This window comes from Paenibacillus sp. NN59 (genome assembly GCF_057597225.1).
The window spans coordinates 2,712,498-2,732,822 of the sequence record NZ_CP199678.1 but is presented as its reverse complement, the minus strand read 5'-3'; the positions used below and the strand labels follow the sequence as shown (position 1 = coordinate 2,732,822).

Below are 20,325 nucleotides of genomic sequence, written 5' to 3'. Positions count from 1 at the left end.
AGCCTCACTTCAATAGATTACGATCTTCATTATCGTATCAAATTGAAGCGAGGCCGTATGTGGTTAAATATTGGTAATGTTCAAGAATTACTTGTGTACTTTGACGCGTTCTTCCTTACTTGTGTACTTTGACGCGCTCTTCAATCGGTTGGAACTCTTTCTCGCCTGGGGTTGCGGTTGGTTTACCAAACGGCATCTGAGCGATCAGTCTCCAGTGCTCTGGAATATTCCATTCTTGCTTCACTTTTTCATCAATCAGCGGATTGTAGTGTTGCAGGGATGCTCCCAGTCCTTCTTGCTCCAATGCAGTCCAGATGACCAGTTGCAACATACCGTTCGATTGGTTAGACCAGATCGGGAAGTTGTCTGCGTACGCAGCAAAGTTTTGTTGAAGCTGTGCTACCACATTGTTGTCTTCGAAAAACAGAACCGTACCGTAGCCACTGCGGAAACCTGCCATTTTCTCAGCTGTGGATTGGAATGCCTCTTCGTTGCCCACAACTTCACGCAAAATTTCTTCCGTGTGATTCCATAGTTTATCATGCTGTTCACCAAGCAATACGACTGCCCGGGAAGTCTGTGAGTTAAATGCAGTTGGTGTATACTTTACCGCTTCTTCGACGATTTCCTGAATTTTAGCATCCGAGATTGTGGATTCCTTACTGATTCCATAATAAGATCTTCTGTTCTTCAACGCATCAAAAAAAGTAGACATTCGTATACGCCTCCTAAGTCATTTGTAGTTCATTGCCAACAAGGTAACTATAATATAGTAACATACATTAGTCAATAAACTATTTTAAATTCACATATTTTAATCTCTCTTACGATAGTCTGCCCGGTACTTCTCTTCCGTAGACGAATTACTTTTCGTCTGATCCTTATTCTTTTCTTCCTGCGCTTTCATATTCAAATCTTGCATTGGAATCGGGTCAACCGTTTGTTCCTGGTCGTATCGATCCAGCACGCTTTCATGTTCAGTCTTATGTTGCTCCGGGTGGTCTGGCATCTTATCTCGTTTGCCATTTTCCCGTTGTTGCGCCGGTGTTTGCTTCTCCATTCACTTTTCGCCTCCTGTAATCGTCTTTTTCTCGTTACCTTTCTTTACCTGTTCGTTTGGCATTCTAAACATCTGCGTTACGTGAAGGGTGCTGACCCTTGGTCGCTATTTGATCATGGTTATAAAAATAACGCTAAAGAAGCCGACCACGATGAATCTGCGGTTCGGCTTCTACATGGCAACCATTTATTCCTCGTTTACGCTAACAGCGCTAAACTTCGTTTCAACATCCCTATCGACCCTACAGTTGCCGATGCAGCTGACTTCGATACAGATCAGGCGAGCAGCCCACGCTTTGTTTAAAAATTCGGCTAAAATGAGACAGCCTTTTAAAACCAGACAATCGACTGGCCTCCGTCACACTCATCTCGGGCTGAAACTGGAATAGCAGTTTCGCCTGATTAATACGCCGGTCATATAAGTACTTAAATATGGTCAGTCCCGTCATCTCCTTGAACATACCTGCCAAATAGGGCTTGGACAGATGTAGTTCCTGAGCGAGATCATCCAGACCGATGTCATGCATGTAATTCGTATCCACATACCGGATGATATGCTGGACATGTCTTTCTTTTTCCGATGAAGAACGCTGTTCCTGCACATGTCCCTGACAGATCTCTGCTACACAATATAACAGATCACAGACCCGGATATGCATACGCTCCTGTCTGAATCTGGATGAGTGAGAAGATAACTGGTGCAGATCATGTAGCAGTGCTTCGAATTCGGCGCGAACCTCACCGGTCAGGTTCACCCGGCAATTGCCCAGCTCATCGAACGGCTTCAGCACTTCATGGATGCGCTCGGGATGCAGGCTTTCACGAATGGCAGAAGGGTCGAAATGAAGCGTTGTGCGAACGTAAGGTTTACCAACTTTGGGATGCGGCCGATGCAAAGTCAGTCCATGCATTAACACCAAGTCCCCCGGCTCCAGTGCATATACCCGATCTCCAATAATATAAGTGCATTCCCCTTCATGAAAATAATAAATCTCATAGTGTGGATGCGAATGAAATCCGTCCGAATTACCCGGGTCAAACTGACTGGTGGCTCTATAGGTATACGCCAGTGGGGAATTAAACTGCATCATGCTTGGCACATCATCACCTCCTGTGCAAAAAAAGAAAGCGGGATACAACGTTATGCTTGGTTGCCCCGCTAATGTTCATCTAAATTTTATAACAACTCTCGGATACTTGCTTTGATCTCGTCCATGGAATCCACCGGCTCGAAGCGCCGAACAACTTGGCCTTCTGCATCAATCAGAAATTTGGTGAAATTCCATTTGATCGCATCGCCGTGCAGCCACTCTGGTGCTTTGTCTGCCACCATCAGCTTGAGCAGTTTGGCCTGAATGTCGCTTTCATCAAAGCCGGCAAACGGACCTGACTTTTTCAAAAAGTCGTACAACGGATGCGCTTCCTCTCCATTCACATCCAGTTTCGCAAACATCGGGAATTTCACCCCGTAGTTGATCTGACAGAAAGACTCGGCTTCTGTACTGCTACCTGGCTCCTGCTCCGCAAACTGATTACATGGGAAGCCAATGACCTGCAATCCCTGATCCTTGTACTCATCATATAACTTCTGGATATCATCGAATTGATGCGTATATTTACATTTGCTTGCCGTGTTCACAATCAGTACAGGCTTTCCTTCATATTGAAAGAGCGGAAAACGCTCTCCACTCGTTCTCGTCACAGTGAAATCATAGATCGTTGGCATAAGTCGAAGTGCACCTCGCAATAGTATGTAGTTACTTGTTTTGTAGAGTCATCTTTCATTATATACGAAGTCAGTCATGACGAATACTAAGATTGCAAAGCCACATAAATATCGATCTCGTTATTGACACTATGCGGCTGGTAACGTTCATCCCAGATTTCAAAATCATAACACTCAGATGTGTATCCAGCATCTTCTAACCACTGTCCATAGATGTAGTCATATGTATCACCTATGTCGGATTCTAGTCCTCTGTGCGTACATGTAACGTATGAACGAGCTGGCACATGATGAATAATCATTCCAGGCGGCGTGCCCTCCGGCTCGTTTACTTCATAGCATAATACATGTGCGAATGGATCTACTTTGGCATTAAAATCCTCATAGGACGGATACAGCTGCATTAAGAGAACCTGGTCGTTTTTCCGATGCTTGATCTGATCCCTCTTCTCTATTAACTTATCATAAAGATTCTGTCGTAATCCTGCCTCAAACTCTTCCACCGTAGCTTCAATGCGATACCCTGCAACATGAAATGCAGCCAATGTAACGATCTTCGTTTCCATCTTTTTCTCCCCCAATGAAAAAATAGAATACAAACCGTTTTAACGTTGCATTTACCCGAAAAAGATACGACAAAAACTATGTCCACTCTTGCCAATGTTGCTCCAGAAAAATCACTTCTCTCTCGTAGTGAGCCAGATGACCTTCTTCAACCATTTTCACAAAGGCTAACTCTCCTGCCGCTGCACGATCCTCTAATGTTTTGCACATAAAGCGAATACGGGACACGACCCAGTGTTTCAGATCAGGTGGCACATTTATCCCGTAAGCTTTCATAAACATTTCGATTCGCTTTTTCCGGACGTTGGCGTGCTTTTCGCTATCATATGAGGCAACCGATTTCCCTTGCTCTTCAAGCTTGGGCGAAAAATTGGCAAGAGGTACACACGTGTATAAAGTATAGGCAATATCCCACATACGCGGCCCCGGGCATGCCAGATCAAAATCAATAATGCCCTGCGGCAAACCTTGTCTGAACACGATGTTGTATAAAGCAAAGTCGTTATGGCAGACCACTTCGTAATCCTCTGAATTTGTATCTACTGATTCATGTGAGTGTTCATCTCTACCTATACCTGGATAAAGGTTATCAGGCTGTTCCACCGTGGTGAAATTTACGGTTGCATCGTGATAGGCTCTTAATAAATGGGCAACGGCAATTAGTGATTCGTCTGACCACATATAACTTTCAATCTCCGGATAATCATTACCCGGGACGTCTCCGTCAAGGTAAGAGAGCATTTCTCTACCCTTCTCATCCATGCCGAGATACCTCGGCGCCTGATGGAAGCACTCTTTTTCCAGATGCAACAGCAGTTCATGCACATAACGATTCGGATGGGTACTCCGGCGAACCGTATCACCAACGCGCACAACTTCATTCACGTTACCACCTGTTAACTTCTCCTCCGGTTGTTCAGACAACTTGCATCCTCCTCTATTCAAAACAAATCTCGCTGTACACTCCAGACAAAAAGGTCTTTAGCGTTTGAGCCAGTGCATAGTGATTAGGCAGATCTTTAGCAATAACGCCTCCAATATTACCTGCCTCGCCTTGGGTTAGGCACGTTAGTTGAAGCTCATTCGAATTCCCATATATGTATGAGAGTAAGTATTCCAGTGGCGGTTCTTGATATATTCGAATTTTGGTACCTGCCCAGATCGGCTCCTGATCCTGAATCTCCTCCATTGGAATCCATACTTCTGTTGTCAAAACAACAACCTCCTTCAATACACTTCACCTCAATTATAATCCATGTTCTTCCATTAAGGAATTTCTATAACTCTTTAAACGAGGTATGCAGTAGTTTTTATCCCGGAGTTTTCACCAATGCTTCTACAAATGAAGCTATACCTAGTTTCATAAGGTCGTTTCCTTGTATATCAAATAGCACCGTCATCTCTGACGGCGCCTGATATACTCATTTACTACTCCCAAATTGTCTTACGTAGCTAAAATGTGATGCAATTCCATATGACTTTCGAGAAAAGTAGCACGTTCGACATGGTACAAATCATATATGGACTGCGTGACCTCTGGATACAGGTCATTGGAGAGGTTAACGTAAGGTAGTTTCTCCACCGCTTTGCGGGAACGAACATTTTGTTTGCGTATTTTCATAAAAACCGTCTGTATATCTTGTTCAAGAAACAATTCTGTCAAAAACGCGGACTTGGCTCTTTGACTGTATCCTTGTCCGAAATAAGGAGCACCAATCCAAGTTGCCAGAAATCCAGTCTGGTTGACAATGTGATACAGATCAATAGTGCCAATTGCGGTGCCTGTTTCATTCAAAATCGTACGCGTTATAACACTTCCCTGTTCTTCTTCTGCGATCAACTGCCTCGTTAAAAACATAAATTCCTCTTGCGACTGACATACATAACGAACATAAGGGGAAACTGCGGGATCCATCATCAAGCTGTACAGAGATTGACATTCATGCATCTCACGCTTCTTCAACATTCTGTCTACCACCCAATCCTTCAAGTTCGCTAGATCAAAGCAAAATTAAGTATAACCATGATTGTGTGGCATTTAATGAATTCTACTTGCGGCTTGTGTAAAAATTCATGGGAAATTACGACTGAACTCGCATCACCTTTTTTGAGAAAACATACTAAAGCGGCATGTCCCTGGTTATAAGAAACATGCCGCCCCATTCTTCCTTCTGACAATATCAATTATTGCATGCCTTGCATGATCGCATTAATGATATTTTGCTGTGTTACCGTATTGTTAAACCGGTTGAACAGCGCGAATCCATGCTGGCCGTTGAACCCGTTGTCCCAATAAACCGGAACCATTTTATATTTTTTCGCCTTGGCAGTCACGGCTTTGGCATAAACCGCTCGATAGGTACTGTTGCTGGAATCGTAAGAAGATTTGTCAATGGAACCGAACTCACCCATAACGACTGGATAACCTTGAGTCACAAATTTATCGTACATAGATTTGAACTGAGATTCCAAGTAATCCTCTTGCCCCCATGTCGATCTTTTGGAAGGATTCGTCGCGGTAGCTCCCCATTGCGTAATGTTTCCATTTTCTTCACCAGCAAAATCCCATGGCGAGTAATAGTGTGCCGAGATCATGATTCGCTTCTGAGAGCTTGGAATGGCGGAAGATCTGAAATTATCACTTGGAACGACAAAACCATAATTGCCCACAGTGTAGTCAATGTTTGTGTTCCAGCCTGGAACAAGCAACCATCTTGCATTGTTGTTGCCACCTGTTTTACGAACGGTATCCACAAAGATCTGATTGTACGCATTCAAGTTACCATAATAAGACGTATTCGGATTGTTGTAATTTCCGTCAAACACCTCATTCATAGATTCAAAAATCAGACGTTCGTTATAATTACTGAACTTGTTGGCAACTTGTTGCCACACCTTTTGATACTTCTCACGAATAACGTTCTGATTGCCACTGTTCACATGTAACCACGAGCCCGGAATCGAGTGGAACCCGTCTCCATGCATATTGATGACTACGTATAAACCTTCGTTATACGCATAGTCCACCACTTGCTGTATACGATTAAGCCAAGATGCATTCACTGTATAATTGGGAGCGCTTCCAATATAGTTCAGATAAGAAACCGGAATACGAATCGTTTTAAAACCTGCCGCTTTTACCTTTTTGATCAGCTCAGGTGTGATCGTTGGATTGCCCCATGACGTTTCATTCGGGGTCCCGTTCACGGTAGCTTCCAGCTGATTACCCAGATTCCAACCTGCACCCATCTCCGCCGTAATCTGCGCAGCGGTTAATGATCTCATATCAGCGGCCGATGCTTTAGAGCCCCATCCCGCAAACGCCGCTGTGGCCATAAAAAGCAGTGCCAAACTGGCTATGCCAAATTTTTTAAACGTTTTCGTCATAACGGTACCTCCGCTTATTTTATTTTAGAACAAGCAGTGCAGTTATTCTAGTGATTCATCTAGATGGTTAAAAAATGGATTGATTGAAGAAATACGAAAATATATTCCTCCCTTCTCTATGAATAGAGTGGTGAGCGAAAAAAAGGTTCGCACCAACATAATAACACAATTATGGTAAATAAAGTTCATTCTCTTGTCCTTTTTGACAGGTTTTTACACTTTTCAATCCTATTTGAAATGTTCAATCAGCCAAGCCAGGAATTGTTCCTTCTCTTCAAACTGAGGATAATGCGCGGACTCATGAAATATAACCAGTTCTTTCTCGGGTGCTTTCAACTTTTGCAAGTAATCCTTGGCAGCATTAAGGGTCGTCATATAATCATATTGCCCCATTAGGAAATAAGTCGGAACTTGGATCTCGTCTACAATCTCAGGCAATGGGTGATCCAATGCTTTTCGCACAAGCCGATCTTGCAACTGGAGAACCCCTGTATAAAATCGAATGACATCCCATCCGTTGTACTCGGGATTTATCAGAAATCCTTTAACATAATCAGCATTCTCGTTAATGAGTCTGGCTGAACCGCCATACTTTTGCACAAACGTTCGAGGAGTCAGTCCTTTCCCTTGCTGCACAGAATCACGCAATAACTCTAATTGTTTCACATCCGCTTTGTTTCCTGCCGCGGTTGCCTGCTTTATCGTATAATCCAGCGTCTCCATTTCACTCTGAATGGTGTCGGCCACCTGTCCAATTCCAATATAAGCTTTAAACTGTTCTGGAGCCTTCGCAACCGCCTTGATGCCGATATACGTCCCAAAAGAATGCCCGACCAGGATCACCTGCTCTTGATGAAGTTCCTCAGTAACATACTTTGTCAGAGCGATTAAATCATCTGCAAGTACATCGGTTGTCAGCTTTGAATAATCCGCTGTAAAATGGAACGACTTTCCGCTACCGCGTTGATCATAATGAACAATTGTAAAATACCGCTCAAGCTCACGCTGATATTTTCTTACATAAGGAATCTCTGAGTACCCAGGTCCACCATGAACAAATAACAATACCGGATTGGCTCGATCCGCTCCCCTGATCATCACTTCGTGCCCTTCACCGTTGATGTCAATCTGCTCTATACGGCTTATACTGTTCTCCCCTTCGATACTCGGTGTCCATGTAGGAAAAATGAGAAAAACTACGAACATTCCTACGACGGTAAAGAAGATATATTTACAGACTTTTGCTATCTTTTTCCTCATTCGTTCTCCTTTAATTTCAAAGGATAAATCCAATGAACATCCTCTTTCCGTAACTCATCCTGAAATATGTAATTGTGATCCGCACCGACAATGCAGAGAATTCGCTTACCTGCGTACTCCTTCATCGCATTTTTCACTCGCTGGATCATAATTTGGTTACGAACCTGCCAGCGCATATTTTGCGACTTGGGGCTAACCTTACTTAACCATTCATATTTCATTCTAGTAATTTGATCGAATTCATTCGAATTAAACGGAATGTTACCATACGAGCTAGTTTCCATTTGCTTTATAAACCAGGCATCATCCTGCTGCTCTAGTTTCTTACGTTCTTCGGCTCCATACCCGATAAATGGATCAAAGTCATGCCACACATCGAGTTCAAACCAATCAATAGGAACAAAAATAATGCGATGTTCTTCACACAATGGAAAAATCAGTTCCCAATATTCACTGGCTGGTTCTCCCCAGTATCCCTTGTCTTGTGGATCATTCATGTACTTCTGCCAGCTCTGCGGGTGCACCTCACCACAAATCACGTCAGGTTTGAATTCGTGAATGATCCGCTTGTATAGAGACAGCGAACAGTTGTACCGCTCTCTAAGTTCCGCGTTATGAATGGTTCCTAACAAACCAACCGTCGTCATCCGTTAAGCTCCTTTACCATATGAATATCTTTGGGCTCTTTGGTATACAGTTCTTCGTCCGCCTCTCCTGTCATTTCACTGCCCTGGCTTTGATAAAAAGAAACCGCTGATCTCGTTTCTGTTGACGAGATGTACAAGGACCGCGCTCCACGCCTTCTTGCCTCTTCACTTAAAAAAGCAAGAATTCGTGTCCCAATTCCCTGCCGTCTGTACGCTCTGGAGACATACATGAGATCGAGCTGCAACTGATTCTGCTCTTTCCCTCTAAATTGATGGGCAAGTACACCAAAGCCTACTAATCTCGTACCATCAAAAGCCCCATAAGCCATCCCCCCTTGCTGCAATTCATAAATATAACGATCCTGCATCTCTTCCAGTTGTTCCTGACCCCAATTCGCGCACTCATGATCTTGTTTGTGCTCAACTAAGCCCTGTTCACTGACCTCATAGATGAGGTCGATATACTCAGAACGATCAATTTCATGTAACTGTTTTACATGATCCAGGTTCAAGATTTGGTATGTAATCATTCTTTTGTCTCCTTTTTATTGGCCCAGTAAGTCTCCCTACTTTGTATCTCGATTAGCGAGATACTCATCCTTCGTTAATCCGAACATAATAAAATCCATATGTTTCCCATGAATATAAACAACCTGACGACGAATCCCCTCTTGCACACAACCTAATTTCTGCATCATTCTAGCCGAGCCTTCGTTACCTTCCAGCACATAATCGTTGAACTTGTGAAGTCTGCGCTCCAAAAAAGCGTAACCAAGCAAAATATTCATCGCGCTTGTACCATATCCCTGACCACGATAAGGTTGATCGATGACTATGCCGATACTGAACGTTCCGTTCCGCTCATCAATGCTGTTCAGATTAATACCACCGATGGTTTGCCCCTCCAGGTTTTCGATGGTAAACATAATACGACCATTGGTTGATGAGAATGCTACGTTCTGATCTATAAATCGTTTGGCTCCAGCAATCGTCGGCGGAAGTTCAACAGCACATTCAAGCAAAATGCGCGCGGGAGAGTCAAAGCCACCGGTGAAACAACTCTCCCAATCCTCTTCTTCAAAAGCTCTCAGCCTTACTTTGTCATCTTGCCAGTAATACTGGCTATAATCGATTGTTCTCATAAAAATACCTCTCTCTAAACGATGTATGTTGACTTTGTGATTCATCTTATTTTCAATCTGTAAATAATTTCATCATCCGAATTGGTCAGATTCTCGCTTACAAATGACATACTTGTATATAAGTGCTGGGCAACCTGATTGTCTCGTTCAACGGTCAGAGAAATGATGTGACATAACGGATGTTTATCGGTGATAAAATCGATGATGGCTCTTAAAGCTCGTTTTCCCATCCCTTGCCCTTGAAACGTCTTGTCGATCTGAAAGCCGCCAATCCAGTAATTATCTGTACTTTCAGGCGTATAACTTATATAAAAGAATCCAATGATTTTGCCTTCGATTTGCAGAACGTAAGGATCAAATGCTTCATCCCATGGTTTAATATAGGCATAAGCAAGTCCCTCCGTAACACTTGGAACCAGATGTTTTTGGTTTTCATGTAGCGAAATTTTTAGAGCCTGTTCCCAATTATATCTTGTAACAGGATGAATCTGGATGATGTGTGTTCTCATATAATCTCCTCATTTAACGTTTAACCACTACACCTCGATTGAAAATACCGCAACATGTTTCCCTATGATGTCGACATCCTTCTCATGAGTCATGCCATTCTTTTCCGCGACCCGCATCGAGCCTGCATTTCCGTGTTGGATCAAAGAAATCAAACGTTTCTCCCCTCGTTGCAAACCGTGCTCCTTCCAGGCCTCAGCTTGCTCATACCCATAGCCTTGTCTCCAATAGGGCTCTCGCACCCAATAACCGACTTCCAGCTCATCCTTGCCATCAATGACTTGCGGGATCAATCCAGACGTTCCTACAAGCTGCTGATCTTCTCTGTTAAAGGCAAGCAAAAGTCCTTTGCCTCCCTTGTTCCATTGAATAAACTTCTCTAGTGTCTGCATCGTTTCTTCTTTTGTCCATGGATTTCCGTGGCGAATGTATTTCATCACATTTGGTTCACTTGTCATCATATATAAATGTTCAAAATCATTTTTAGTATATTCACGAAATATAAGCCTTTCTGTCTCCATCCTATACACCACTCCTAGCTTTAACATCTCAATGTAATATAGTCCGATCCCTATTCACAGTGGAGGTGAAAAACTGCTGCTGTATCTCCTGCCTAAACACTTCGGCGTAGCGATGTCTTCCCAGTTGATCATAACGCTCCTGTACTCGTCGTACATGTTCTTGATCGGCTTTTATCTTGCGCTCAATCTCTTCATACTGCTCCATCGTATCGTATTCCCACATCGCAAAGATCTCACTGGTCTCTCCTTCCAGTTGAGTGTGCCATCGGCCGATCAATCGCGCTCCGTATTTCAGTTGTGCAGGCAGCAAAATATCATTGAACAGTGCATTAAATTCTTCCACAAAAGAAGAAGCAATAATATACGTTTTTCTGCGATAAATCACGGACATAGCCTCCGGCTCTATAGTTTAAAACGGCAACCTTCAAACGTTAGATCATTTTGGATCAGATCAACAGCTGCTGAGATAGCATTTTTTTGATGATCGGACAAGCTACCTTCGTCTCCGTTCCAATCTTTCAACCACCAGAAGAATGAACTTATATTTCGGTACTCCATGAATAAAGGAATCCGAGCGATCCATTCCTGACTTATTGGCTGTTGTTGCACATACCCTTCCAGAAAAGCGGTCAGAAACGTCTTCGCGAACTCATCCTTCGTTCCCCACTTCGGATCATGTGACCCCCACCACACCGCATGTGCAGCCGCGATCCCAATATCCAGAGCATACCAGCCGCGTATCGCATCATCAAAGTCAAAGACATTAAGCTCACCCTGATCAATCAAAAAATTATAAGGATGGAAATCATAATGAATTAAGCCATAACCCTCGGCCTCTCTGGGCAAATCCGTCAGTTGTTGCTCCAATGCTCGAAGCTTCCCTAGGAGCAAGGCATAGTCACCTGTATGCAGATGTGGATTCTCCAGTTGCAGTGGAGCCCAGTCCGCTCTAGTGAACTTCGGATCATCGGGTTGATAGCTCTGTGTTAGATGGTGTAACGTGCCCATCACGCTTCCCCATCGAGTAAATAAATCCGTATCCCACACACTCCAGTCATTATCAAAAAAATATCCGGCCGCTCCTTCAAATACCGCGGCAACATAACATTTCTCTTGATCACGGCATACAGCAGTCAGCTTGCCTTCTACTGTTAGAATGGGTAATGATGCACGAACCCCCTTGGATACCAGATAGCGGACCCAGTGAACTTCTGCCTGAATAGATGTTTCATAAGCTGCCGGTTTCTCCGATAACCGAAGAAAATATGTTTTATTTTGCTGATGGTATTTGTAAACCACATTCGTGGATTGACTTACTAAAACCAGTGAGTCCGGAGCAATGCCAAAGGATTGAGAAGCTTGTGAAAGTATTGCTGTAGACACCATATAATTTCACTGCCTTTCTTCGGTATACATTCAATTTATCCGATTACAATCCCGCTAGTAATTTTCATGTTCGGAGCATACGTCATATACGTGTGTTCATTGAATTCCCTGGCAAATCTCTCTTCTGCCTCATACTGATGGATGGCTTCCTCGGAAGTTAATCCTCGTCCAATGAGGTGGGCAATGACTTCTTCTCGGTTACCCGGGACGGCTCCTAACCCTTCTTCTTTTAACGCGTTATACAACGTATGTTTATCCGGTTCATCCATCTGTTGATCTAAAAAGTTCACACGATCGCTTACTCGGCATTCCACGCCTCTAACACCAAGCTGACTGAGCAGTGTCGGAATCTTCATTCCTATATTCCCGTCTTTGCCACTCTCTCCGGCAGCCTGCTCATACAACTTCTGAAGTACGCCCAGGTGCACAATACTGGACTGCTCCATACCGTCTACTGCATAACTCGCCATGTTGGCAATCCAGTGTGGCTCGAAACAAATCACTCGACCTCCATCCACCACACTGCCAATCATCTTTTCCAATATCACACGTGGTTCTGTCATATGTAACAAAAAAGCATGACTTATCGCGATGTCATAGGTTCGTTCGACCTGCACCGTTTCAATGTCACCTTCTATGAATTCAGCCTGATAAGTTGTGTGTGCGTAGAGTTCTTTCGCATGTTTAATCAGTTCTGATCCTTGATCTACTCCCGTGTACCGTGAGCCAAAAGGCAGGAGCGGGAGTAACTTCAGTCCCATGTAACCAAAACCACATCCATAATCAATCATATGTACAGCTTGTTTAATCTTCCAAACGCGTTCAACCAAAAATTCGAGATAATCATCGTTATAATAAAGCCAGCGTGTATTTCTCAGATACTCTATTTGGTTATCCCAATAATAATCCGACAATAGTTTACGCACCTTTCTTGTAAACGCATTCACATTTCCAAAGGACTTCATCTAACTTCATCTACAATTCAACACATCTCATTCTACTCCTAAAATATGTCATAGTCTATCCAACTTCAGGATGATCTGATCTCGAACTTCCAGCAATTATCACCAGACGGACAGTTTTGTTCTTACGTCATTATCATCCGTAATATAATCCAGCGCTTCGTATCGTATTCTCTTGATATGCTCAAGCATTTCTTCCCGTATTTCAGCATCTTTAATGTATACCGCAACGTAACTGCTATCTATGACAAGCAATGCAAGCTGACAATCACTCTCTACATAGTCTTCGTAAGTCTCTATATCTATAATTGCTGTACCTCTCGGATAGGCTTTCAGATTGGCAAAGATCAAATAATACTTGTTATCATCAATCATTGTCTGCAACTCTTCTCCTGCCATGCCCATAACCCGGTCTGGAAAAAGACTCTCTCCCAAGCTATTCTCAACCACTAAATAGGACTCTTCCCCACCAACAAACCAGTCATAATCCGCAATCTTGATCGGTTTCAGGATTTCTCCCAAAAAGCTCCCATATTCATTTGGAATTTGAAATTGTATGCCTCTTTTCATATTGCCTCCTCTTAGTTTTACCCTTCACTTTCTGCAAAATGATATCGATCACTTCATCTGTTGCCAGATGATCTGTCGCAATTCGGGTTTCGAATACATCTGCCTTGAACGCTTCAACACACTTCGGAGCCTGTTGATATTGCCATCCGCCGAATTCATCTCCACGCTTGGCAAGACGCTTATATATCGTCTCTAGTTCAGCCGTTAGACAAAAATGATGTAGGTCCGGATCAATCTTCTTTAGCCCACTATAAATGTAATCAAAGTTTGCTTTCTTGTAGAGCGTCATGGGGACAATCAAATGTTTATTGTATTTTTGCTTCACCTCTCTCGCAGCGTTCACCGTCAACACTTTCCAGAGTTCAATATCCTGAAAATCATCGGTGCGCTCCTGGTCTTCCCGATGTTCCTCAGGCAGAAGCTTTCGGATCATATAACCAATCTCTTCGGGATCATAGATCATGCTATTTTCAATTCTTGGCTGTAGCGCCTTCGCTGCTGAGGTCTTACCGGAACCAAACGCACCATTAATCATGATGATCATACACTCACTCCTTCACATCAAATCATATCGGGTAAATACTATATGCCATCTTCAATAAAAATGCAAAATCCCGTCGGGATTGTCCAACAGGATTTTTATAAACTCTAGCCGTTCAAAATTTTCGATTAAGCATCTCACGCTTCGCACTTTCTTGTGTGAAAATATCCTCTCGGGGTACCATGCGTTTGGGAAGTGTGCGCCCTGCCATAATTTCTTTGGTAGCTTGCATCAGCTGAGGTCCAAGTAACGGGTTACATTCCACCACGGCATTAATCTGCCCGTCCGCCAAACTCTGCAGTGCTTTCCGTGAGCCGTCTACCGACACAATGATGATGTCTTCACCAGGTTTCAAGCCAGCATCCTGAATCGCCTGAATAGCACCAAAAGCCATCTCGTCATTATGCGCAAAAAGGACTTGTGGTCGCTCCTCTTCCCGAACCTGAAGAAAACCTTCCATCACTTGCCTGCCCTTGTTTTCTGTGAAATCAGCAGGGGCACTTTGCGAGAACAAGATCTGGGCTTTATCCCCTAAAATGCTTCGAAAGCCCTCTCCCCGCTGGATAGACGGCGTTGATCCACTTGTGCCCTGCAATTCAGCAATGCGAATCGTTCCTGGCATATTCCGTAGTCGATCCTGAATATACTTTCCGGCTTTCACACCCTCTTCATAGAAGTCCGAGCCGATCGTTGTTACAAACAGAGAGGTATCTTTAGCGTCAACGGACCGATCTACGATGATGACGGGAATTCCGGCTTGCTTCGCTTCCTGCAGAATGTCATCCCAGCCGGATTCCACCACGGGTGCAATAGCGATTACATCTACCTTTTGCTTGATAAACGAACGAACAGCCTCAAATTGTTTCGTCTGAGACTGCTCTGCATTTTTTATAATAAGGGTAATTCCAGATTCCTTGGCGGCATCCTGAATGGAGGTGGAATTGGCGATACGCCAAGCACTCTCCGTACCCAGTTGCGAAAAGCCCAATATAATGGGTTCTTTGGAAGGCAAGTTATATTCCGCTGATTGCATCCATTCTTCTAACGAGGGCAGGGATTCAACGTTTGAAGGGACAGGAAGAGGTTTGGACTCGGACTCAACCAGGGTGCAGCTTGAAAGACATAACAGTATCAGTAGCAGTACACACAACCAAATCGCATTTGTTTTCACCAATTCCCTCCCCCTCTAACATCATTTATACCAACCAAGTCTGCCAGCCTCTCACTACAATCTGATCTGACGTGCTTTTCTTAAATGTGTGTTGAGAAATTCAACTCGCCAATGGTTATAAAGTGGGTTAATGCAATGATTTGGCGGATACTCGCCGTTCACTGAGAAGTCGTTGGAATAAAATAAAGACAAACAGCATCAAACCGATCACAATTTTCGTCCACCAGGAGCTGAGCGTGCCTTCGAAACTAATTATAGTTTGGATAACCCCCTGGATCAATACACCAAGGAACGTGCCAGCTACGTAACCAACGCCACCCGTCAGCAATGTCCCCCCGATAACTACCGCTGCAATCGTATCCAGCTCCAGACCCATGGCGTGTAATCCATAACCCGACAACATATAGAATGTAAATACAACTCCTGCCAGTGCAGAACAAAAACCGCTGAAGGTATACACCAAAATTTTGGTACGGGCTACAGGTAGACCCATCAGCATGGCCGATTGCTCACTTCCGCCAATGGCATACACATTACGTCCAAAACGGGTGTAGTGGGCAAGGAAGATGGCAAGCAATAAGACGATCAGAGCTATGATTACATTAACGGAAACGAAGCTGCCTCCAGGTAACGGAATCTTGGCTTGTGCAACGTCCGTATAGAACGAGTTGGTAATCGTAATGGTGTCGGTACTGATGACATAACAGAGTCCCCTTGCCAGAAACATACCGGCGAGTGTCACGATAAAGGGCTGAATTTTAAAATAATGAATGATGGCTCCCATCAATGTGCCAAATACCGCACCCATTATGAGCACCATAGGAATGACCACGGTAGGCGACCAGCCTTGTTTTTCAACCAAACTCGCACTAATAATCGTGGTCAGTGCAATGACCGAACCGACGGACAGATCAATGCCGCCGGATACGATGACAAAGGTCATGCCAATCGCCGTCACAATGAGAAAAGCATTGTCAATCAACAGATTAAACAGTACTTGTGTGGAAAAGAAACCCGTGTAACGGAACGAGCCAATGGCAATCATAACAGCCAGTAAGCCAAAGGTGACCAGAACCGGGAGTAGCTTTCGATTAAGATACATGGCGATTCACCCCTTGTTCAGCTGGAAACTTCCGCTTTTTCAGGCGATCTGCCATGGTCTTGCGGAAAGCATCGGATTGGATTAGACATACGGCGAGCACAACAAAGGCTTTGACAACGAGTGTAACCTCAGGCGGTACACCAATCATGTAGATGGTTGTCGTTAAGGTCTGGATAATCAGCGCACCAACCACCGTACCCATCAGATAGAAACGTCCACCATTCAGTGAAGTCCCGCCGATCACGACAGCCAGAATAGCGTCCAGCTCATACCACAGTCCGGCATTATTGCCATCCGCACTGGATACATTGGAGCTGAGAATCAGTCCTGCAATCCCGGCACAGAGACCACAGAACACGTACACGGCAAGGATGACCGTTTTGGAACGAATGCCAGCAAGTTGGCTCGCCCGTGCGTTATTCCCCACCGACTCAATAAACAGCCCCAGTGCTGTTTTTCTCGTGAGAAGTACAGCAATAAGCAGTACCGTCAGTACGATGAAAATTGAGAAAGGTAACGCCGCAAGTGAACCCGCGCCAATGTACTGATATTGTGCATTGGACACCGTTATAATCTGTCCGTCGGTGATTAGTTGCGCAACACCTCGGCCAGCCACCATAAGAATGAGCGTTGCAATAATGGGTTGGATTCGAGCTACGGATACCAGCGCTCCGTTCCACACACCAAGAACAAGCGAAAGACCAATCGATAACGCAAGTGCACTCAGAACAAGCCAAAGTGAACTTTGATCTGTTCCTTTGCTGATCGTCATGCAAGCCATTGCCCCCGAGATCGCAACAATCGAACCTACGGACAGATCAATACCGCCGGTTGCGATGACCAGTGTCATACCTATGGAGACCAGAATCAGCGGTGCGCCGAAATTAAGAATATCGATCAAACTGCCATATAGATTGCCTTCACGTATCACAAGCGAGAAAAAATCGGGTGAATAAATCAAGTTAAATAATAAAAGTAAACCGAGCATACATAACGGCCAAAACAAATGATGTTTTCGCATCCTGCTCATCATGACGTCAACCTCCTGCCATCGCTTTCATAATTTGCTGCTGATTGATCTCTTCTCCACTGAGCTCTTTTACTTTTTTCCGGTCTCGCAACACCGCTACCCGGTCGCTAACCCGAATCACTTCTTCCAGCTCCGACGAAATAAACAGAACACCCATGCCTTGCTTCGACAATGAGAGCACCAGCTTCTGTATTTCCGCCTTCGCCCCGATATCAATACCGCGTGTAGGCTCATCCAGGATCAACAGATCGGGATTCATCAATAACCAACGCGCAAGCAATACTTTCTGCTGATTGCCACCACTCAGGTTTTTGATCAGCTGCTCCGGATTTTTAGGATGAATATGCAACAGATTGATGTATCTCTCCGCAAGCTCATCCTGCTTTTTGCGCGAAATAGGCTTCGACCAGCCCCGTGTCGCCTGATAGGCAAGAACGATATTCTCCCTGATCGTCAGATCGTCGATGATGCCTTCGGTTTTGCGATTCTCCGAGCAGAAGGCAATATGTTGGTCAATCGCATGCCGCGGTGACTTTACCGAGTTACCTGTATCTGCAACCGTCAGCTTGCCTTCGTCGGCACGATCTGCGCCAAAGATCAGACGAGCAATCTCCGTACGACCTGATCCGAGCAATCCAGCCAAACCCACAACTTCGCCCTTACGAATCGTTAAATCGAATGGGTCGATCGCTCCTTTTCGTCCCAATCCCGTTGCGGTAATCATAACCTCCCTTGCATCTGTCTCCACTTCTGTCTCTGACTTCCCTTCGATCGTTTGCTTAGGAAGATCCTCTAGTATTTCGAGTTCTTTGCCAATCATCTTGAGTACGAGTTCCATACGTGGAAGCGATGCAGCAATGTATTCCCCTTCGAGTTCCCCGTTGCGGAGCACGGTTAGGCGATCCGACATTTCGTACACTTGATCGAGGAAATGCGTGACGAACAGAATCGCCAGTCCTTCGCTTTTCAGCTTGCGCATAATCTGGAAAAGTTGCTGCACTTCATTTTTATCCAAACTGGAAGTGGGTTCATCTAAAATAAGAACTTTAGCCGAGATGCTAAGTGCTCTTGCAATGGCGATGAGTTGCTGTACCGCTACCGAATAAGACTGAAGAGGCGCTTTCACGTCGATGACCAGATTTAATCGTTCACGTAATAGCTTCTCCGCATCCTGGTTCATCTGTTTCCAATTGATTCGGCCATACTTCATCGGCTCCCGCCCGATATAGATGTTCTCCGCTACCGTCAGATTCGGACAAAGATTCACTTCCTGATATACCGTACTAATCCCCGCTTTTTGCGCCTCTAGCGGCCCTGATATGGCAAGCGTTCGACTGTCCATCGTCACCGTGCCTTCGTCAATCGAGTAAACCCCTGTCAGTACTTTGATCAACGTTGATTTTCCCGCGCCATTCTCACCCATTAATGCATGAATCTCACCTGGAAACAGGCGAAAACTGACGTCAGAGAGTGCTTTAACGCCTGGAAAACGTTTGGTGATCCCCGTCATCTGCAGGATCGGTGCGTGATGATCCTCCATATCCATCTCTCCTTTATTGTAGAAGCCGTTCGCATTCGAACGGCCATCCGATTGGGATAGAAAAAAGTCATTTAGCGACAGTGAGGTCGAAAAATGACTTTTCGGTGTTAACCGCAGCTGCTTTTAATATTGCCGTGATGGCAGTGCTTCTTTGGCTTGCTCCGATGTAAAGGTCGTTTCTTCCGTGACGATGCGCGGCTCAATCTCCTTGCCGTCCACCACAGCCTGAACCGCCTCCATCAACTGAGGTCCGAGCAGCGGGTTACATTCGACGATAAAATTGATTTTGCCATCGGCTGCTGCCTGCATACCGTCTTTCACCGCATCAACCGAGATAATGGTGATATCTACACCTGGTTTTAAACCGGCAGCTTCAATCGCCTGAATAGCACCAAGTGCCATGTCGTCATTATGTGCATAGAGAACGTCGATTTTTTTATGAGCTTTGAGGAAAGCCTGCATAACTTCTTTCCCTTTGGCACGTGTAAAGTCGCCGGATTGGGACGCGATCACTTTCAGCTTGGCATTGGAACCAATGATCTCCATAAAACCTTCCTGGCGATCATTCGCTGGAGCAGAACCTGTTGTACCTTGCAGTTCAACAATATTGATCTCTTCTTGTGCATCTTTATACTTATCGCTCAGCCACTGGCCTGCTTTACGTCCTTCTTCTACAAAGTCGGAACCGATAAATGTCTTATACAATGATTTATCCGGTGAATCTACGGCGCGGTCCGTCAGAATGACCGGGATGCCTGCATCCTTTGCTTCTTTTAAGACCGTATCCCAACCGGACTCCACCACCGGAGAAAAAGCAATCACAGTCACCTTCTGTTGAATAAAGGAGCGCAAGGCTTTGATCTGATTTTCCTGTTTCTGCTGCGCGTCCGAGAATTTCAGATCATACCCGGCTTCTTTGGCTGAGTCCTGAATGGATTTGGTGTTGGCTGAACGCCAGCCGCTCTCCGCTCCTACTTGAGAAAAACCAAGTGTAATCGTCTTGGAAGTCGCAGGTGCACTTCCGCTATCTCCTCCAGAACTCGCTTGATTTTTACCAGATGCCCCATTACCGTTGTTACACGCTGTACTTACAAGCATAACCATCGCCAGTGTGATGGCGAGTCCCCACTTTTTTTTGCTTCGCATCATGTGATCCTCCCTTTTTCAGTTCACCTTGTGTGGTGTGATCACATTATAAAACGCTTACATC

At 44.6% G+C, this 20,325-nt stretch carries 25 protein-coding genes; all 25 read right to left on the bottom strand.

The features are described from left to right. Positions 1–115: 115 nt before the first annotated feature. Entirely contained in the window at positions 116–715 is a 600-nt protein-coding gene (locus tag ACT89M_RS12285) for a nitroreductase family protein (protein WP_090920855.1), read from the bottom strand. Between the two features lie 99 nt (positions 716–814). After that, the gene (locus ACT89M_RS12280; RefSeq protein ID WP_487345242.1) at positions 815–1,060 is read right to left on the bottom strand and encodes a hypothetical protein; all 246 of its coding nucleotides are present in this window, start codon (positions 1,058–1,060) and stop codon (positions 815–817) included. 241 nt (positions 1,061–1,301) lie between these two features. Further along, positions 1,302–2,150, bottom strand: a complete 849-nt coding sequence (locus ACT89M_RS12275) for an AraC family transcriptional regulator (RefSeq protein WP_487345311.1) — start codon at positions 2,148–2,150, stop codon at positions 1,302–1,304. Positions 2,151–2,236: 86 nt separating this feature from the next. Beyond that, complete coding sequence (locus tag ACT89M_RS12270; protein WP_154958848.1) at positions 2,237–2,785, bottom strand: glutathione peroxidase; 549 nt, start codon at positions 2,783–2,785, stop codon at positions 2,237–2,239. Between the two features lie 86 nt (positions 2,786–2,871). Continuing rightward, positions 2,872–3,351 (bottom strand): GyrI-like domain-containing protein, encoded by a 480-nt coding sequence (locus ACT89M_RS12265; protein ID WP_154886247.1) that lies wholly within the window; start codon positions 3,349–3,351, stop codon positions 2,872–2,874. Between the two features lie 76 nt (positions 3,352–3,427). Then, a complete protein-coding gene (locus ACT89M_RS12260; protein WP_487345241.1) occupies positions 3,428–4,273 on the bottom strand; it encodes a phosphotransferase in 846 nt (281 codons plus the stop codon). Between the two features lie 13 nt (positions 4,274–4,286). After that, entirely contained in the window at positions 4,287–4,562 is a 276-nt protein-coding gene (locus tag ACT89M_RS12255; protein WP_487345240.1) for a hypothetical protein, read from the bottom strand. Positions 4,563–4,793: 231 nt separating this feature from the next. Beyond that, entirely contained in the window at positions 4,794–5,315 is a 522-nt protein-coding gene (locus ACT89M_RS12250) for a GNAT family N-acetyltransferase (RefSeq protein WP_154886249.1), read from the bottom strand. A gap of 218 nt (positions 5,316–5,533) precedes the next feature. Continuing rightward, positions 5,534–6,736, bottom strand: coding sequence for a glycoside hydrolase family 5 protein (locus ACT89M_RS12245; protein ID WP_154886250.1), 1,203 nt, complete (start codon positions 6,734–6,736; stop codon positions 5,534–5,536). Between the two features lie 228 nt (positions 6,737–6,964). Beyond that, complete coding sequence (locus tag ACT89M_RS12240) at positions 6,965–7,996, bottom strand: alpha/beta fold hydrolase (RefSeq protein WP_341181971.1); 1,032 nt, start codon at positions 7,994–7,996, stop codon at positions 6,965–6,967. Continuing rightward, positions 7,993–8,643 carry a hypothetical protein gene (locus tag ACT89M_RS12235; protein ID WP_154886252.1) on the bottom strand — a complete coding sequence of 217 codons (651 nt, stop codon included), beginning with the start codon at positions 8,641–8,643 and terminating at the stop codon, positions 7,993–7,995. Before ACT89M_RS12235 ends, ACT89M_RS12240 begins: the two co-directional genes overlap by 4 nt. Then, entirely contained in the window at positions 8,640–9,173 is a 534-nt protein-coding gene (locus ACT89M_RS12230; protein ID WP_154886253.1) for a GNAT family N-acetyltransferase, read from the bottom strand. The genes ACT89M_RS12235 and ACT89M_RS12230 overlap by 4 nt, the downstream gene beginning before the upstream one ends. A 36-nt stretch (positions 9,174–9,209) precedes the next feature. Next, on the bottom strand, positions 9,210–9,785 hold the full coding sequence (locus ACT89M_RS12225) for a GNAT family N-acetyltransferase (protein ID WP_154886254.1): 576 nt from the start codon (positions 9,783–9,785) through the stop codon (positions 9,210–9,212). Between the two features lie 41 nt (positions 9,786–9,826). Continuing rightward, positions 9,827–10,294, bottom strand: coding sequence for a GNAT family N-acetyltransferase (locus ACT89M_RS12220; protein ID WP_154886255.1), 468 nt, complete (start codon positions 10,292–10,294; stop codon positions 9,827–9,829). 27 nt (positions 10,295–10,321) lie between these two features. Beyond that, positions 10,322–10,813: a GNAT family N-acetyltransferase gene (locus ACT89M_RS12215; protein WP_154886256.1), complete on the bottom strand. Its 492-nt coding sequence runs from the start codon at positions 10,811–10,813 to the stop codon at positions 10,322–10,324. 28 nt (positions 10,814–10,841) lie between these two features. Further along, on the bottom strand, positions 10,842–11,198 hold the full coding sequence (locus ACT89M_RS12210) for an NIPSNAP family protein (protein ID WP_154886257.1): 357 nt from the start codon (positions 11,196–11,198) through the stop codon (positions 10,842–10,844). Positions 11,199–11,215: 17 nt separating this feature from the next. After that, complete coding sequence (locus ACT89M_RS12205) at positions 11,216–12,199, bottom strand: phosphotransferase enzyme family protein (protein ID WP_154886258.1); 984 nt, start codon at positions 12,197–12,199, stop codon at positions 11,216–11,218. A gap of 35 nt (positions 12,200–12,234) precedes the next feature. Continuing rightward, positions 12,235–13,113, bottom strand: a complete 879-nt coding sequence (locus ACT89M_RS12200) for a class I SAM-dependent methyltransferase (RefSeq protein WP_154959019.1) — start codon at positions 13,111–13,113, stop codon at positions 12,235–12,237. 150 nt (positions 13,114–13,263) lie between these two features. Further along, positions 13,264–13,731, bottom strand: coding sequence for a DUF2691 family protein (locus tag ACT89M_RS12195; protein ID WP_154886259.1), 468 nt, complete (start codon positions 13,729–13,731; stop codon positions 13,264–13,266). Further along, on the bottom strand, positions 13,697–14,275 hold the full coding sequence (locus ACT89M_RS12190; protein ID WP_154958856.1) for an AAA family ATPase: 579 nt from the start codon (positions 14,273–14,275) through the stop codon (positions 13,697–13,699). The genes ACT89M_RS12195 and ACT89M_RS12190 overlap by 35 nt, the downstream gene beginning before the upstream one ends. 112 nt (positions 14,276–14,387) lie before the next feature. After that, positions 14,388–15,284: an ABC transporter substrate-binding protein gene (locus ACT89M_RS12185; protein ID WP_487345239.1), complete on the bottom strand. Its 897-nt coding sequence runs from the start codon at positions 15,282–15,284 to the stop codon at positions 14,388–14,390. 286 nt (positions 15,285–15,570) lie between these two features. Then, positions 15,571–16,545, bottom strand: a complete 975-nt coding sequence (yjfF, locus tag ACT89M_RS12180) for a galactofuranose ABC transporter, permease protein YjfF (protein ID WP_154886262.1) — start codon at positions 16,543–16,545, stop codon at positions 15,571–15,573. Next, positions 16,535–17,578, bottom strand: a complete 1,044-nt coding sequence (locus tag ACT89M_RS12175) for an ABC transporter permease (protein WP_154886263.1) — start codon at positions 17,576–17,578, stop codon at positions 16,535–16,537. The genes yjfF and ACT89M_RS12175 overlap by 11 nt, the downstream gene beginning before the upstream one ends. Positions 17,579–17,582: 4 nt before the next feature. Then, complete coding sequence (locus tag ACT89M_RS12170) at positions 17,583–19,115, bottom strand: sugar ABC transporter ATP-binding protein (protein WP_154958858.1); 1,533 nt, start codon at positions 19,113–19,115, stop codon at positions 17,583–17,585. A gap of 123 nt (positions 19,116–19,238) precedes the next feature. Then, positions 19,239–20,264 (bottom strand): ABC transporter substrate-binding protein, encoded by a 1,026-nt coding sequence (locus ACT89M_RS12165; protein ID WP_261771630.1) that lies wholly within the window; start codon positions 20,262–20,264, stop codon positions 19,239–19,241. Positions 20,265–20,325: the final 61 nt, after the last annotated feature.

What these genes read in the sequence shown, in the direction of transcription:
- ACT89M_RS12175 (WP_154886263.1), bottom strand. Translation starts at nt 17,578, where the DNA reads ATGATGAGCAGGATGCGAAAACATCATTTGTTTTGGCCGTTATGTATG.
- ACT89M_RS12270 (WP_154958848.1), bottom strand. Translation starts at nt 2,785, where the DNA reads ATGCCAACGATCTATGATTTCACTGTGACGAGAACGAGTGGAGAGCGT.
- ACT89M_RS12215 (WP_154886256.1), bottom strand. Translation starts at nt 10,813, where the DNA reads ATGGAGACAGAAAGGCTTATATTTCGTGAATATACTAAAAATGATTTT.
- ACT89M_RS12235 (WP_154886252.1), bottom strand. Translation starts at nt 8,643, where the DNA reads ATGACGACGGTTGGTTTGTTAGGAACCATTCATAACGCGGAACTTAGA.
- ACT89M_RS12285 (WP_090920855.1), bottom strand. Translation starts at nt 715, where the DNA reads ATGTCTACTTTTTTTGATGCGTTGAAGAACAGAAGATCTTATTATGGA.
- ACT89M_RS12250 (WP_154886249.1), bottom strand. Translation starts at nt 5,315, where the DNA reads ATGTTGAAGAAGCGTGAGATGCATGAATGTCAATCTCTGTACAGCTTG.
- ACT89M_RS12205 (WP_154886258.1), bottom strand. Translation starts at nt 12,199, where the DNA reads ATGGTGTCTACAGCAATACTTTCACAAGCTTCTCAATCCTTTGGCATT.
- ACT89M_RS12225 (WP_154886254.1), bottom strand. Translation starts at nt 9,785, where the DNA reads ATGAGAACAATCGATTATAGCCAGTATTACTGGCAAGATGACAAAGTA.
- ACT89M_RS12195 (WP_154886259.1), bottom strand. Translation starts at nt 13,731, where the DNA reads ATGAAAAGAGGCATACAATTTCAAATTCCAAATGAATATGGGAGCTTT.
- ACT89M_RS12220 (WP_154886255.1), bottom strand. Translation starts at nt 10,294, where the DNA reads ATGAGAACACACATCATCCAGATTCATCCTGTTACAAGATATAATTGG.
- ACT89M_RS12265 (WP_154886247.1), bottom strand. Translation starts at nt 3,351, where the DNA reads ATGGAAACGAAGATCGTTACATTGGCTGCATTTCATGTTGCAGGGTAT.
- ACT89M_RS12275 (WP_487345311.1), bottom strand. Translation starts at nt 2,150, where the DNA reads ATGATGCAGTTTAATTCCCCACTGGCGTATACCTATAGAGCCACCAGT.
- ACT89M_RS12170 (WP_154958858.1), bottom strand. Translation starts at nt 19,115, where the DNA reads ATGGAGGATCATCACGCACCGATCCTGCAGATGACGGGGATCACCAAA.
- ACT89M_RS12230 (WP_154886253.1), bottom strand. Translation starts at nt 9,173, where the DNA reads ATGATTACATACCAAATCTTGAACCTGGATCATGTAAAACAGTTACAT.
- ACT89M_RS12280 (WP_487345242.1), bottom strand. Translation starts at nt 1,060, where the DNA reads ATGGAGAAGCAAACACCGGCGCAACAACGGGAAAATGGCAAACGAGAT.
- ACT89M_RS12190 (WP_154958856.1), bottom strand. Translation starts at nt 14,275, where the DNA reads ATGATCATCATGATTAATGGTGCGTTTGGTTCCGGTAAGACCTCAGCA.
- ACT89M_RS12245 (WP_154886250.1), bottom strand. Translation starts at nt 6,736, where the DNA reads ATGACGAAAACGTTTAAAAAATTTGGCATAGCCAGTTTGGCACTGCTT.
- yjfF (WP_154886262.1), bottom strand. Translation starts at nt 16,545, where the DNA reads ATGTATCTTAATCGAAAGCTACTCCCGGTTCTGGTCACCTTTGGCTTA.
- ACT89M_RS12240 (WP_341181971.1), bottom strand. Translation starts at nt 7,996, where the DNA reads ATGAGGAAAAAGATAGCAAAAGTCTGTAAATATATCTTCTTTACCGTC.
- ACT89M_RS12165 (WP_261771630.1), bottom strand. Translation starts at nt 20,264, where the DNA reads ATGATGCGAAGCAAAAAAAAGTGGGGACTCGCCATCACACTGGCGATG.